At 53.5% G+C, this 12,676-nt stretch carries 11 protein-coding genes and 1 tRNA gene; 7 read left to right on the top strand and 5 right to left on the bottom strand.

Features of this window, described 5'->3' with window-relative positions; genetic code table 11:
* Positions 1-20: 20 nt before the first annotated feature.
* From A3L09_RS03650 to A3L09_RS03640, 3 genes are all read right to left on the bottom strand, one after another.
* Positions 21-1,679, bottom strand: coding sequence for a Na+/H+ antiporter NhaC family protein (locus A3L09_RS03650; RefSeq protein ID WP_088857668.1), 1,659 nt, complete (start codon positions 1,677-1,679; stop codon positions 21-23).
* Between the two features lie 298 nt (positions 1,680-1,977).
* Positions 1,978-2,565: a type-4 uracil-DNA glycosylase gene (gene udg, locus A3L09_RS03645; RefSeq protein ID WP_088857667.1), complete on the bottom strand. Its 588-nt coding sequence runs from the start codon at positions 2,563-2,565 to the stop codon at positions 1,978-1,980.
* Between the two features lie 9 nt (positions 2,566-2,574).
* A complete protein-coding gene (locus tag A3L09_RS03640; protein ID WP_088857666.1) occupies positions 2,575-2,925 on the bottom strand; it encodes a hypothetical protein in 351 nt (116 codons plus the stop codon).
* A 171-nt stretch (positions 2,926-3,096) separates the two neighbouring features.
* Between A3L09_RS03640 and tes the strand changes: the two genes are divergently transcribed.
* The 3 genes from tes (at position 3,097) to A3L09_RS03625 (ending at position 7,640) form a co-directional block, all read left to right on the top strand.
* Positions 3,097-4,869, top strand: a complete 1,773-nt coding sequence (gene tes / locus A3L09_RS03635; RefSeq protein WP_088857665.1) for a tetraether lipid synthase Tes — start codon at positions 3,097-3,099, stop codon at positions 4,867-4,869.
* 10 nt (positions 4,870-4,879) lie between these two features.
* Positions 4,880-5,182, top strand: coding sequence for a DUF3213 domain-containing protein (locus tag A3L09_RS03630; RefSeq protein WP_088857664.1), 303 nt, complete (start codon positions 4,880-4,882; stop codon positions 5,180-5,182).
* A 148-nt stretch (positions 5,183-5,330) separates the two neighbouring features.
* Positions 5,331-7,640, top strand: coding sequence for a methyl-accepting chemotaxis protein (locus A3L09_RS03625; protein ID WP_088857663.1), 2,310 nt, complete (start codon positions 5,331-5,333; stop codon positions 7,638-7,640).
* A 9-nt stretch (positions 7,641-7,649) separates the two neighbouring features.
* Here A3L09_RS03625 and A3L09_RS03620 read toward each other — a convergent pair whose 3' ends face one another.
* Complete coding sequence (locus A3L09_RS03620; protein WP_088857662.1) at positions 7,650-9,104, bottom strand: DUF2139 domain-containing protein; 1,455 nt, start codon at positions 9,102-9,104, stop codon at positions 7,650-7,652.
* An 86-nt stretch (positions 9,105-9,190) separates the two neighbouring features.
* Here A3L09_RS03620 and A3L09_RS03615 point away from each other — a divergent pair, with 86 nt between their 5' ends.
* Both A3L09_RS03615 and A3L09_RS03610 read left to right on the top strand, forming a co-directional pair.
* Positions 9,191-9,538: a CidA/LrgA family protein gene (locus A3L09_RS03615; RefSeq protein WP_088857661.1), complete on the top strand. Its 348-nt coding sequence runs from the start codon at positions 9,191-9,193 to the stop codon at positions 9,536-9,538.
* Entirely contained in the window at positions 9,535-10,209 is a 675-nt protein-coding gene (locus tag A3L09_RS03610) for a CidB/LrgB family autolysis modulator (RefSeq protein WP_088857660.1), read from the top strand. Before A3L09_RS03615 ends, A3L09_RS03610 begins: the two co-directional genes overlap by 4 nt.
* On the opposite strand, the gene A3L09_RS03605 is transcribed toward A3L09_RS03610, so the two are convergent.
* Complete coding sequence (locus tag A3L09_RS03605) at positions 10,153-10,608, bottom strand: Tfx family DNA-binding protein (RefSeq protein WP_088857659.1); 456 nt, start codon at positions 10,606-10,608, stop codon at positions 10,153-10,155. The genes A3L09_RS03610 and A3L09_RS03605 overlap by 57 nt on opposite strands.
* A gap of 93 nt (positions 10,609-10,701) precedes the next feature.
* Here A3L09_RS03605 and A3L09_RS03600 point away from each other — a divergent pair.
* A tRNA-Thr gene (locus tag A3L09_RS03600) sits at positions 10,702-10,778 on the top strand.
* Positions 10,779-11,396: 618 nt separating this feature from the next.
* Positions 11,397-12,656: a glutamate dehydrogenase gene (gene gdhA / locus A3L09_RS03595; RefSeq protein ID WP_088857658.1), complete on the top strand. Its 1,260-nt coding sequence runs from the start codon at positions 11,397-11,399 to the stop codon at positions 12,654-12,656.
* The last annotated feature ends 20 nt before the right edge of the window (positions 12,657-12,676 follow it).

The following is a 12,676-nucleotide window of genomic DNA, read 5'->3' as shown; positions in this document are numbered from 1 at the left end:
CAATAAAAAAGAAAAGGGGCTCATTCTTCGACAACGTATATCGGCACCTTTCCGTGTGGAATCCCGTACTTCTTGCCGTACCACTCGCTCAGGAAGTACCATGTGCCAACGAGAAGCACTATGCCAAGAGTCAGGAGGATTACCCAGCTGCGGATTCCCGCGGCAAACAGGAGGTAGAGGACTGCGCCTATTGATGCCACTGTGAAGGCGTATGGTATCTGGGTGGTAACGTGGTCTATGTGATCGGAACCGCTGAACATGGAGCTCATGATGGTGGTATCGCTTATCGGGGAGCAGTGGTCGCCGAAGATGGCACCGGTGAAGGTTGCTCCAATTGTTGCAAAGACTATGTCGTTCACCTGGCCGCCGGTGAAGGCAAGACCCAGCTGGACACCCAGGGGCACCATGACGGAGAAGGTTCCCCAGCTCGTTCCGGTGGTGAAGGCCACGAACATAGCCGCCAGGAACATTATCAGCGGCATCCACGGGCCGAGGTTCTGACCGGAGCTGGTGGCAAGGTTGATTACGTAGCTCCCGGTTCCAACTGCGTCTGCCGCGGTTCCGAGAGTCCATGCAAGGACAAGTATCGTGTTGGCGAAGAGCATCTGCTTCATACCGCGGATAACCGTGTCCTCCCACTCCTCTATCGTCATCTTCTTCCTTCCTAGGAGCATTATGCTTGCTACCAGAACCATGGTGAAGGAACCCCAGAGCAGGGCAGTTGCGGCGTCAGCTTCCCTGAATGCATCGACGAAGCTGTAGTGGGTAAAGCTCACACCGAAGGGGTTGTCGAGGTCTGTCCACCAGTCAAGCCCCTGATCGTAGGCGTAGAGGTTGGCCGCTCCAGTGTACCAGAGGCCGATGATCGAGACTATCACAAGGGTGAGGATCGGTATAACGAAGTCCCAGGGACTTCCGTTTGGCTGGGGGGCTCCGAGATCGGTCTCGGTGGTCATCAAAGGCTTGGCCCCGTCACGGAGGACTTTTCCCGTTGTCCTAGCGCGATATTCTGCATGGAGCATCTTTCCGTAGTGCCTGTGGGTGTATGCTACTATGAAGACGAGGATTATCGCCAGGATCGAGTAGAACCTGAAGGGAAGGCTTGAAAGCCACGCATCGTAGGAATTGTAAGCGACCTTTGCACCATCAAAGCCCTTACCTATCATGGCCAGCTCGTAGCCGATCCACGTGGATATCAGTGCCAGGCCAGCGACCGGCGCGGCCGTGGAATCGTCGATATAAGCCAGCATCTCCCTAGAAACGCGGGTCTTGTCAGTTATCGGCCTCATGGTGTTGCCAACGATGATCGTGTTTGTGTAGTCATCGAAGAACACCAGGACGCCCATGAGCCACCCCAGCACCGCGGCGCCCCGACTCGTTTTGATCCTGCTTCCCAGGACTTTTGCCAAGGCATGGACTCCACCAGACTTGTAGATCAAGCCAACTCCTGCCCCTATCAGGAAGTCAAACACCAATATCCTAGCGTTCCAATCACTCGTCACGCTGCCGACTACCCATTCAAGGGTCTGGGTGGTTCCCGTCACTGGGTTCCATCCCTCCACCATAAGGCCCCCAATCCAGGCACCGGCTAACAGAGCCAAAACTACCCGCTTTGTCCATATAGCAAGACCAATAGCAACAAGCGGGGGCAGCAAAGACAGCACACCGAAGTCCGACACGTTTTCACCTCCAGCGGGTTTGAACCAAAGATATTTAGACCAAATATAGATTCTTCTGAAAGATTTCTTCGAAAGCCGAAGTTTCCCTGAAATCCACGACGAGGCCACTCCAAGTTTAGAGTGGAGTTGCTGACTTTTTGACACCACTGCATTTAAGGGGATTCTCAAGTACATAATTGTCCATTTAATCCATAAAAACCTTTCGCAAAATAAGCTTCGAGATAAGAGTTTTCAGCCCACAAAACCGCCAGACCAGCCAAAATAACTCGAAAAAGTAATCAGGAAGATCGGAAAATATTCATTTATCTGACTTTATTACCTCTTTAAGCTTCTCAAAGTCCTTTTTCAGCTCCTCCCTTAAAGGCGGCTTGTAGAGGGCTGCGGCGGGGTGATACATCGGCATTATAACGATCTTCCCGAAGAGGGTGTGCGCCTCAAAGGTCTTTCCGTGGATCTTGCTTATCGGCTCCGGCTCAAAGCCGAACTTCCGAAGGATGTAGCCCATCGAGTACCTGCCCAGAGGGACTATGACCTTCGGCCGGATTATGTCTATCTGCCTGTCGAGGTAGGGGGAGCAGGCCTTTATTTCATCCTCAGTTGGATCGCGGTTTTCGGGCGGGCGGCACTTGACTATGTTGGTGATGTACACCTCTTCCCTGCTGAGACCTATGGCCCCCAAAAGCTCGTCGAGAACCTTTCCGGCCCTCCCAACGAAGGGGAGTCCCTTCTGGTCCTCCCAGTACCCCGGGGCCTCTCCCACGAACATTACCTCCGCATCGTAGCTTCCCGCACCGGGAACGGCGTTGGTTCTGAGCTGGCCCAGGGGGCATTTCTGACAGCCCTTTATCCTCCTCTCAAGCCTCTTCATGAGCTCCTCCTTTCCCATACGAGCACCTCATGCAAGGGTCTTCTGGGAGAGGTACGCCTTCAGGAACTCAACCCAAGCGGTGTAGTAGCCCTTCTCATAGTCGTCCCTGAATTCGTGTTTGAGTATCGACTCAAAGTGCTCCATGAGCTTCTCGGCTTTCTCCCGGTCGTGCTCGTTTATGAGCTGGACTATAAGGGAATCGGGGTCGTTATCCTGGATCGCACTGAGAAAACCGTTCACAGCCCTCGCGTAGCCCCTGCCCCATTCGTCGTTCCCAGCCATTTTTTGGAGCTTCTCCAGATGAACCTTGGCTTTGGAGAAGTCCCTCCTGAGGAGCGCCCTGAGGAACATCTCAACCCTCATTTCCCTAGCCGGCATTTTCCATCCCACCGGTGATTCATCGGTGTGTTTTTAACGCTTGTGCAGGCGGAATACCCAAAAATGCCCCATACCTATGAAGTAAAATCTTCATATTTACGCAAAAGCTTTTATACCCTCAAATTGAACCAACGCCTAGAAGCTGAAGTTGTCGAGAGAAGGTGATGAATCATGGCCGAGAACATTGGTGAAATCCCCAGCGGGGAGAAAGAGTTCGCGGAATCAACTAAGAGGATAAGGGACATCGTTGAGTTTCCTGAGATAAGCGAGGATGAGTTTTATGAAGGATTGAAAAAGGCCAGCAGGGGCTATGGGGGAGAGCTCCCCCACAGGACGTATTCCCTCTGTCCCGAGACAAGGAGGGTTGTACCTGCCCTCGTCTGGGAGAAGGACGGCAAAGTGTGGATAACAAAAAAGTGCCCTGAGGGCTTGATAACCGACCTCTACTACGAGGACGTTGAGCAGTACAACCGCTTCAAGAGATGGAGATGGGAGGAGAAAGAGCTCTTCAGCGCCAACGTCGAGAACAGCGGCGTCAACTGCCCCCTCGACTGCGGCCTCTGCCCCAGACACCGCTCGCACACTAGTCTGCTCAACATCGTCCTCACCAACCGTTGCAACCTGAGCTGCTGGTACTGCTTCTTCTATGCCAAGGAGGGCCAGCCGATCTACGAGCCCACCCTCGAGCAGATAAGAATGATGCTCAGGAATGCGAAGAAGGAGCACCCAATAGGCGCCAACGCAGTCCAGTTCACGGGCGGAGAGCCCACCCTTAGGGAAGACCTCATCGAAATCCTCAAGATGGCAAAGGAGGAAGGTTATGATCACGTCCAGCTCAACACCGATGGAATAAAGCTCGCCTTCGATCCTGAACTCGTTAAGAGGATAAGGGAAGCCGGAACGAACACCCTCTACCTCAGCTACGACGGAATGACACCCCAAACCAACTGGAAGAACCACTGGGAGATTCCCCTCATTTTCGAGAACGTCAGAAAGGCTGGTGGGCCGGGAATAGTCCTTGTCCCGACAACGATAAGAAACGTCAACGACCACGAGTTAGGAGCTATAATCAACTTTGGACTAAACCACCTCGACATAGTCCGCGGTGTAAACTTCCAGCCGATTTCACAGGTCGGCAGGGTTCCGAAGAAGGAGCGTCAGAGGTTCAGGATAACGATACCAGGCGCCATCAGGAGGATAGAAGAGCAGACCAACGGGGCTATATCCAAGGACGACTGGTACCCGATACCGATAGCTGGTCATATAGCAAGGTTTTTTGAGGCCTTCACCGGAAGCAAGTACTACATGACAAGCCACTTCGCCTGCGGGGCCGCCACCTACGTCTTCCTCGACAGGGAGAACAAGAGGGTTACGCCCATCCCGAGGTTCCTCGACGTTGAGGGCTTCGTCGAGTTCCTTGAAGAGAAGGCGGAAGAAGTAGAGCAGTGGAAGACCATGGGCAAGCTGAGAAAGCTCAAGCTCGGCGCTGAGATATTCATGAAGTTCAAGAGCTTCTATGACGAGAAGTACGCTCCCAAGGGCCTCAAGGTTCTCGACCTCATAAAGAACGCCTTCATGCACGGCAACTACGACGCCCTCGGAAAGTTCCACGAAAACGCCCTCTTCATCGGAATGATGCACTTCATGGACGAGTACAACTACGACGTTGAGAGGGTTGAGCGCTGCGTCATCCACTACGCGATGCCCGACGGAAGAATCGTTCCGTTCTGTACCTTCAACGTCATCCCAGAGCTCTACAGGGACAAGGTGCAGGCCCAGTTCAGCTACACTTGGGAGGAGTGGAAGGCCCTGCACCCAGACTGGGACTACAAGAAGGACAAGTACTTCCGCTCAAAGGAGTTCGTGGAGAAGATGAGGAACAGCGAGGTCTACCGGAAGACCTACATAGATATTGAGGACTACTTCGGCCTGAACAGGGAGTGAGGTGGTTGGAATGAGCGAGACCGTCCTCAAGAAAAACCTCGTGAGGCTCGACCTTAAGTTCGGGAAGATAAACCCCGAGAGTGCCCAGATAAAGCAGTACGAACTTGAAAAAGACACCCGCATCTGGAGGGTTTTCCTCAACGGCTACTCCAAAAACGGCTTTGTCATCTTCGACGAAGAGCAGATGGATAAAGACCAGCTCACCGAACTCCTGAAAGACCTTGAGCCGGAGATAAAGTCGCTGAAGAGGCTCACAGTGGCCGAACTCGTGGAGGAGAGCATGAGCTGGAACAACGTTTTCTCCCATTCTTAGCCGTTCCTAACTATCCTTGTTCTGTTTTTATTTCATGTGTTCTCCCCTCTCATCATCGTAACCACCTACACAAGTCCCTACACAAAAGAAATTTAACAATTAAAGTCATAAACTACTTCTAGAGCTTTCAGGAGTGGAGGTGATCCCGTTGCAGTTCCGAAAGAAGATAGCTGTGACCATAATAGCCGCAGTTCTTATAACACTTCTCATTGGTACTGCCACCGTCGGGTACTCAACGCTCAGGATGAGGGACAGTATCCACCAAACGCTTCACGTTCAGCTCAACGAAGTCCTGCCCAAGGAAATGGAAAAAAGCGTCCAGAAGCCGGTCACTGAGGAAGCAGGTACTATAGCCATAAGTGCGGCCGAGCTGGGGGCCAAGCTCTTCGACGACTACTTTGACAAGATGCGCATGATGGGCGATGTAGCCGTTCAAGACGTTCAGGAGGCGTATTCGAAGTACGACGAAAGCGACCCTCAGTTCAAAGCGTTTCTGCTCAAGCGCTTTGAGATGGTCAAGAACCTTGATTCCAACGTCGCCTACGTCTACTTCGGAAGCACTACCGGTGGAATGTACATGTGGCCCGACGAGCCGCTTCCTGAGGGATACGATCCCCGCGTGAGGCCATGGTACAAGGAAGCGGTTTCGAAGAACGGCCCGGTGTGGACGGAGCCTTACAAAGACGCGTCAACTGGCAAATGGATAGTGACCTTCTCGGAGCCTGTCTACATCAACGGCAAGTTCGTTGGTGTCATCGGCGTTGATGTTTTCGTCTCCACTCTGATAGAGCAGGCCAAGCAGATAAAGATAGGCCAGAGCGGGTACATAGCGATTTCCAACAAGGACGGGACTATCATAGTCCATCCCGATGAGAGCCTCGTCCAGAAGCTCAACATTCACGACGATCCAAACCTGGCAAGCCTCGCCGATGAACTCGACAAGAACAAAGATACCGGCTGGGTCAGGTACACCTTCAAAGGTGTGGACAAGATAGCGGGCTACAAGAGGATGAAAACAACAGGCTGGATAGTTCTGGCAACAGTCCCCATACACGAGCTCACTGATCCAATGATGAACGCCATAGATGCATCCCTCAAAGAAAACACGGATAAGGTGACTAAAGAGATAAATTCAGACGTGGACGCAGGTATAAAGAATGCCTTCCTTGGCTCGATTCTCGCCGCGATCTTCGGCCTGGTCATCCTGGGCATTGCCTACAAGACTATAAACAGCACACTAAAGCCCCTAGAACAGCTCCGCGACGTGGCACAGGCCTTGGCAGATGGAAGGCTGAGTGAAGTCAGGGAGAGGCTCAAGCGGATACAGTACCTCGAGGACGACGAAATTGGAGCGCTCATAAAAGCCTTCGAATCCGTGGGGAAGGACCTCGTTGGAGCCCTAGACACCATAGCTGCCAAACTTGAGCGCCTTGCTGAGGGCGACTTAAGCAACGGGCTGAGCGTTGAAGCAAAAGGTGAACTGAGGGATGTTCTTGAGGACCTGAGGGACACAACCCACAGGCTCAAAGGTCTCATCGGTGAGATCGTTAACGTCACGAACGAGCTGGACAAGAGGGCAAACGTCCTTGCCCAGGTTTCGAGTGATGTTACTGAGGCCATCAATCAGGTGAATGAAGCCGTGCAGCAGGTTAGTATTGAAGCTCAGCGCCAGCAGGAGAACATCAACGAAATCACCGAAGGCATGAGATTAGTGGCTGACATGAGCGAAGAAAGCGTCAGAGCAATGGAAGAATTTGAGGGGGCAGTGAACGAGGTCGTCAACATTGCCGAAGAAGGAAAAGAGAAGGGTGAAGTCTCAGCCCAGCAGATCCAGAGTATCCAAGAAATGATGGGCGAGATCGAGCATGCCGTCAGCAGGGTCAACGAGATGAGCAGGAGCATTGAAGAGATCACGAACGTGATTACTGGTATTGCAGAACAGACTAATTTGCTGGCCCTCAATGCTGCTATTGAAGCGGCCAGGGCTGGAGAAGCTGGCAGGGGTTTTGCTGTTGTCGCTCAGGAGATTAGAAACCTTGCAGAGGAGAGTAAGAAGGCTGCGGACAACATTAAGGACATTATTGCTAAGATGACTGAGGAGATTAGGGATGCTGTGAATGCTACGCAGAAGGGTGTTAGTGTTGTTGGTGAGTCTTCGGAGACTCTTAGGGAGACTACTGAGTACTTGACGAATATTGCTGAGTTGATTAGTGATACTGGGGCTAGGCTTGGGCATGTGAAGGAGCAGATTATTAGGACGCAGGAGGAGGTTGATAAGGCTCTTAAAGCCTTGGAGAATTTGGCTGCCAGTGCTGAAGAAACCACTGCCTCGGCAGAAGAAGTCAGCTCAGCAGTCGAGGAGCAGACTGCGGCAATAGAAGAACTCCAGAGGGCTGCCAATGATCTGAAAGCCATCGTTGGGAAGCTAAGGGACATCATCAGCAAGTTCAAACTGTAAAAAAGAAACTCAGAGGAGCTCTATCCTTACCCTCCCTTCTACCTCTTTTTCCAACTCGAAGCTGACGGCCCCTGAGAAAGTCCTCAGATCAACCACGTTTCTTCCGGCCTTGAGATCAAGGGTTTCTTCTTCTGCCGTTTCCCCGGGGAGCGAGAGGTCGTACTCATAAACCTTCAGCTTCACGTCGTCCTTCACGTAAAAGATTGCCCTGGCGCTCCTGTATCCATCGAGGGGAATGCCCCCAAAGGTTCTTTTTCTCGCCTTTCTCAGGAGGCCCAGGGGGACTGAAAAGCTCACCGCCGGCGGCCTATCTTGGAGTACCTTCTCGTCCAGAACCACTATGTCACGGTTCCCGGTGTCGAAGGGTGTCGCCTCAATCGCCCCGGTGTTTGGAGCCGTGTTAGCCGCTATCAGAATCTTCCCGTCCATCTTCTCAATGCTCGTTACCCTGGCCCCAAAGGTTCCAACTATCTTCACCATCGGCGGAGCGATGTAAACGAGAACGCTCGGTCCCACGATGTTATTCGTGAAGTCCCAGCCCATTCCAGCGTCGGCTGGGTTCCTCCTATATGTCGCATCGTGGTGAGCGTTGAAGGCCGTTAGGATTCCACCGCCGGCGTTTATCGCGTTCACGCGGAAAGGCGCGTAGAACGTCGGGAAGTCAAAGAGGCGGTAGAAGGCGAACTCTTCGCCCATGTACGGGTTGCCAGCGAAGAGCCCGCCGCGAACGAAGGCGAAGATCCGGTTGTAAGCTGAAGACATTGCCCCGAGCTCGGGTCTCTCGTAGGGCCTCCCGTCCACGCTCTTTCCAGGCTTGAAAGAGTCCCACTTCCCACTTATCAGGTCGAGCGCCCTGAACCCCCTCAGCCCCTCTGTGAAGTTGTTCCCAACACCAAAAAAGGTAACGTCGTGGACGCGCGTTCCCTTGGGGGAAGGCTCGGTTAAGAGGGGTTCGGCCTTCCCCGTCCTCCTGTCCAGGGAGTAGACGCCGAGGTTTTTGTGCCCATCTTCCCTCGCGAGCAGGAGCCTGTCGTTGTACGGGTCGTAGGTAATGTCACTCACCTCACCGGCCCAATCCGTCTCGTGATGTATTGATTCCTTCCAGAGGAGCTTTATCGATCCCTCTTCAGTGTCGTAGGCGTGCACGTGGGAGTACTTGTTGTGGAAGAGTATCCTCCTGTCCTCCCGATAGACCGCCGGGGCGTGAACCCAGCCGCCGAAGTAGATGAACTCGTCAACGGTTTCAACGGCGTTGTAGGTGTCGCCGCCGCTCGTTGGGGCATCTCCAACGAGGGTGAAGTCGTAGGTTCTCTCTTCACTACTTTTCATGTCGATGAAATGTGCTTCTGCCTCGAAAGCCAGCGTGAAGTACAGAGTCCCGTTGTGATACCTCAGGCCGAAAATTCCACCGCTGCCCCACTCGGGGCCGTACCTCCCTGGAAAACGGTAGTTCCCGAGGAGCATGGTATCACCGGGAGTGTTAAAGCGTCCGTCCTTATGGGCCTTTCGCCTTCGGGAGGCTTTTATACCCCAACACCGCAACGTGAATTATGAAGCCCTACCGCGGACTGGCCATAATCTTCGGCTTCTACACGCTGGGCGAGTTTACCAGTTCCTCGCTGAACCTCCCCATCCCCGGCAGCGTCCTCGGCATGCTCTACCTGTTGGGTGCGCTCCTCGGCGGCGTGGTGAAGCTTGAGTGGGTCGAGGACGAGGCGGAGCTCTTCGTGAGGAACATGAGCGTCATGTTCGTCCCACCCGGGGTCGGGATAGTGACTTACGTTGGTCTGCTCAAGAGCCAGGCCATTCCGGTCTTCGGGGCGCTGGTGATAAGCTTTCTGATCACCATTCTAGTCACCGCAAAGACCGTAGAGCTCATGAGGAGGGAAAAAGAATGAACCCCTACGGGATAGCAGTAACACTGATCGTCTTCTACCTCTTCTCTGAACTCCACGCGAGGAGGAGAGCCTTCTACACCAACCCCGTTCTCCTCTCGATACTCACGATAGCGTCCCTCCTCTGGGTGGGCGGGTTTTCATACGAATCCTACATGGAGAGCGCGGTCATACTGAAGTTCCTGCTGGGGCCCGCTGTGGTCAGCCTCGCGATCCCAGTCTACAGGGGGAGGGAGACGATAAAGGCCTACGCGCGGGAGATAAGCATTGGGATCGTCGCCGGAGGAAGCGTGGCGATTCTGAGCGCCTTCTACATCGCAAAAATCCTTGGCGGGGGCGGCGAAGTCCTCCTCAGCATAGCGCCGAAGAGCGTGACGACTGCCATAGCAATAGGGGTCAGCGAGAAGATAGGTGGAATTCCTGCCCTTACTGCAGTTCTGGTGATCCTCACGGGAATACTGGGCAACGCGATAGGTGTTGAACTTCTCAGCGCGGCAGGGGTTAGGGACAGAATAGCCAGAGGTTTAGCTATGGGAGTCACTTCCCACGGCCTCGGCACGGCCAGGATAATCCTGGACGACGAGCTTGCTGGAGCAGTGAGCGGCCTGGCGATGGCCCTAAACGGCGTCTTTACCTCCCTTGTGCTTCCCTATCTCATCGAAGTCCTCAAGTAGACACTCGCTTATCCTGAGCCTGTCCCTGGCGTCGAGAAAGAGCGTGAAGTCCCTCTTCGCGAGCCTGTCGTGGACGGGAGCGTGCTCCACGAGAAACGCTATTATTTCCGCCGTGCTGTACGGAACCTTTATCCCAAGCTCGTCGGCTTTTTTAAAGAGCCTCTCAGGAACATCAAATATATCCTCTCCCTCCCTCACCTCAACGCTGAGTCGCGCGTTGATCTGCTCCCAGATCAAAAGGGTGTTCCTCGCTTTCTCCACCTTTTCGAGGGCCCTTTTCTCCAGTATGCTTATGTTGGCCCTGCTGGTACCGAGGAGTTCGGCTATCTCGCTCTGTCTCAGCCCCTTCGCCCTCAACCGGAGAATCCTAACCTGCTGATCAGTGAGGAAGCTCTTCATTTTAAACACCAAAGTTTAACAGGAAGGCAAACATTAAAACATTTTCGGAAAAGCCGAAAGATTTATATTTTTCATGGGGCTCCTTAGAACGGTGCCCCGGTAGCCTAGCCTGGCGGGGCGGCGGACTTGTAATCCGCCGGTCGCGGGTTCAAATCCCGCCCGGGGCTCCATAGAAACTTTGCCCTGCAAAGTTTCATCAAGAAGGAATGTCCCCTTAGGGTGCTGGGTTTTCAGTAGTTCTCACATTTAATCAGCGGTTTTTCAAGATGTTTACTCATAGTACAACGCCCTCCGGGCGTTAAAGGAAAACAAACCCGCCCACCATACCAGTTTTCCGCAGAATTCACTTATCAAAAAGGCCGATTCTCAAAAACATCCAAACTTGTGATGAAGCTTTTCCCAAAAGCTTCAGCGCCGCTTTCACCGTCGTTTAAGTGGCATGAGGGTGAGTGAGACGAACCAAAAATCCTTTTAATCTGCCCCCGGACTATTTTTGTCCGATGATTGAAACGAGAGTGAGCTGAAAGATGATGACCGACTTCTCGCTGAGGACATCCCTTTATTTTTATGGACTCCGATGAACTTAAACGTTCTCTAATGTATACAAAATCCTCGATGCACATCGCTCCTTTTGGCTGAATCTTTGATGAAAAGGGCTCTTTCACTGGAAAATTTCAGTAGTTAACTTTTTGTTTTAAACAGACCCTTTTCCAGCCATTTTATCGAAAGGTTTATATATGTAAACGCCTTAACCCGTTTCGCAGATTACCGAAACTGAGGTGGTACAGATGGTCGAGATTGACCCGTTTGAGATGGCCGTTAAGCAGCTTGAGAGGGCTGCTCAGTACATGGACATAAGCGAAGAGGCCCTCGAGTGGCTTAAGAAGCCCATGAGGATCGTCGAAGTTAGCGTTCCGATAGAGATGGACGACGGTTCTGTTAAGGTTTTCACCGGTTTCCGCGTTCAGCACAACTGGGCTCGCGGCCCGACCAAGGGTGGTATAAGGTGGCACCCGGCCGAGACCCTCAGCACCGTTAAGGCCCTCGCTACCTGGATGACCTGGAAGGTTGCAGTTGTCGACCTCCCCTACGGTGGAGGTAAGGGTGGCATCATCGTCAACCCGAAGGAGCTCTCCGAGAGGGAGCAGGAGAGGCTCGCTCGCGCTTACATAAGGGCCGTTTATGACGTCATCGGTCCGTGGACCGACATTCCGGCTCCCGACGTCTACACCAACCCGAAGATCATGGGCTGGATGATGGACGAGTATGAAACAATAATGAGGAGGAAGGGCCCGGCCTTCGGTGTCATCACTGGAAAGCCGCTCAGCATTGGCGGTTCACTCGGTAGGGGTACAGCAACAGCCCAGGGTGCAATATTCACCATCAGGGAGGCCGCCAAGGCCCTCGGCATCGACCTCAAGGGCAAGAAGATCGCCGTCCAGGGCTATGGTAACGCCGGCTACTACACCGCCAAGCTCGCCAAGGAGCAGCTCGGCATGACCGTCGTCGCCGTCAGCGACAGCCGCGGCGGCATCTACAACCCGGACGGCCTCGACCCGGACGAGGTTCTCAAGTGGAAGAGGGAGCACGGCTCAGTTAAGGACTTCCCAGGAGCGACCAACATCACCAACGAGGAGCTCCTCGAGCTCGAGGTAGACGTCCTCGCTCCGGCAGCTATCGAAGAGGTCATCACCGAGAAGAACGCCGACAACATCAAGGCCAAGATCGTCGCCGAGGTTGCCAACGGTCCAGTTACGCCAGAGGCAGACGACATCCTCCGCGAGAAGGGCATCCTCCAGATTCCGGACTTCCTGTGCAACGCCGGTGGCGTCACCGTCAGCTACTTCGAGTGGGTCCAGAACATAAACGGCTACTACTGGACCGAGGAGGAGGTCCGCGAGAAGCTCGACAAGAAGATGACCAAGGCCTTCTGGGAGGTCTACAACACCCACAAGGACAAGAACATCCACATGAGGGACGCCGCCTACGTCGTCGCGGTCAGCAGGGTTTACCAGGCCATGAAGGACCGCGGATGGGTGAAGAAGTGATTCTCCTCCCTTTTCTCTTC

This window comes from Thermococcus profundus, from assembly GCF_002214585.1.
GTDB lineage: Archaea > Methanobacteriota_B > Thermococci > Thermococcales > Thermococcaceae > Thermococcus > Thermococcus profundus.
This window is presented reverse-complemented; position numbering and strand designations above follow the sequence as displayed.

Coding starts and splice junctions, on each gene's coding strand:
- udg (WP_088857667.1), bottom strand. CDS start 2,565: ATGGGAAAGGAGGAGCTCATGAAGAGGCTTGAGAGGAGGATAAAGGGC.
- A3L09_RS03640 (WP_088857666.1), bottom strand. CDS start 2,925: ATGCCGGCTAGGGAAATGAGGGTTGAGATGTTCCTCAGGGCGCTCCTC.
- tes (WP_088857665.1), top strand. CDS start 3,097: ATGGCCGAGAACATTGGTGAAATCCCCAGCGGGGAGAAAGAGTTCGCG.
- A3L09_RS03630 (WP_088857664.1), top strand. CDS start 4,880: ATGAGCGAGACCGTCCTCAAGAAAAACCTCGTGAGGCTCGACCTTAAG.
- A3L09_RS03620 (WP_088857662.1), bottom strand. CDS start 9,104: ATGCTCCTCGGGAACTACCGTTTTCCAGGGAGGTACGGCCCCGAGTGG.
- A3L09_RS03615 (WP_088857661.1), top strand. CDS start 9,191: ATGAAGCCCTACCGCGGACTGGCCATAATCTTCGGCTTCTACACGCTG.
- A3L09_RS03610 (WP_088857660.1), top strand. CDS start 9,535: ATGAACCCCTACGGGATAGCAGTAACACTGATCGTCTTCTACCTCTTC.
- A3L09_RS03605 (WP_088857659.1), bottom strand. CDS start 10,608: ATGAAGAGCTTCCTCACTGATCAGCAGGTTAGGATTCTCCGGTTGAGG.
- gdhA (WP_088857658.1), top strand. CDS start 11,397: ATGGTCGAGATTGACCCGTTTGAGATGGCCGTTAAGCAGCTTGAGAGG.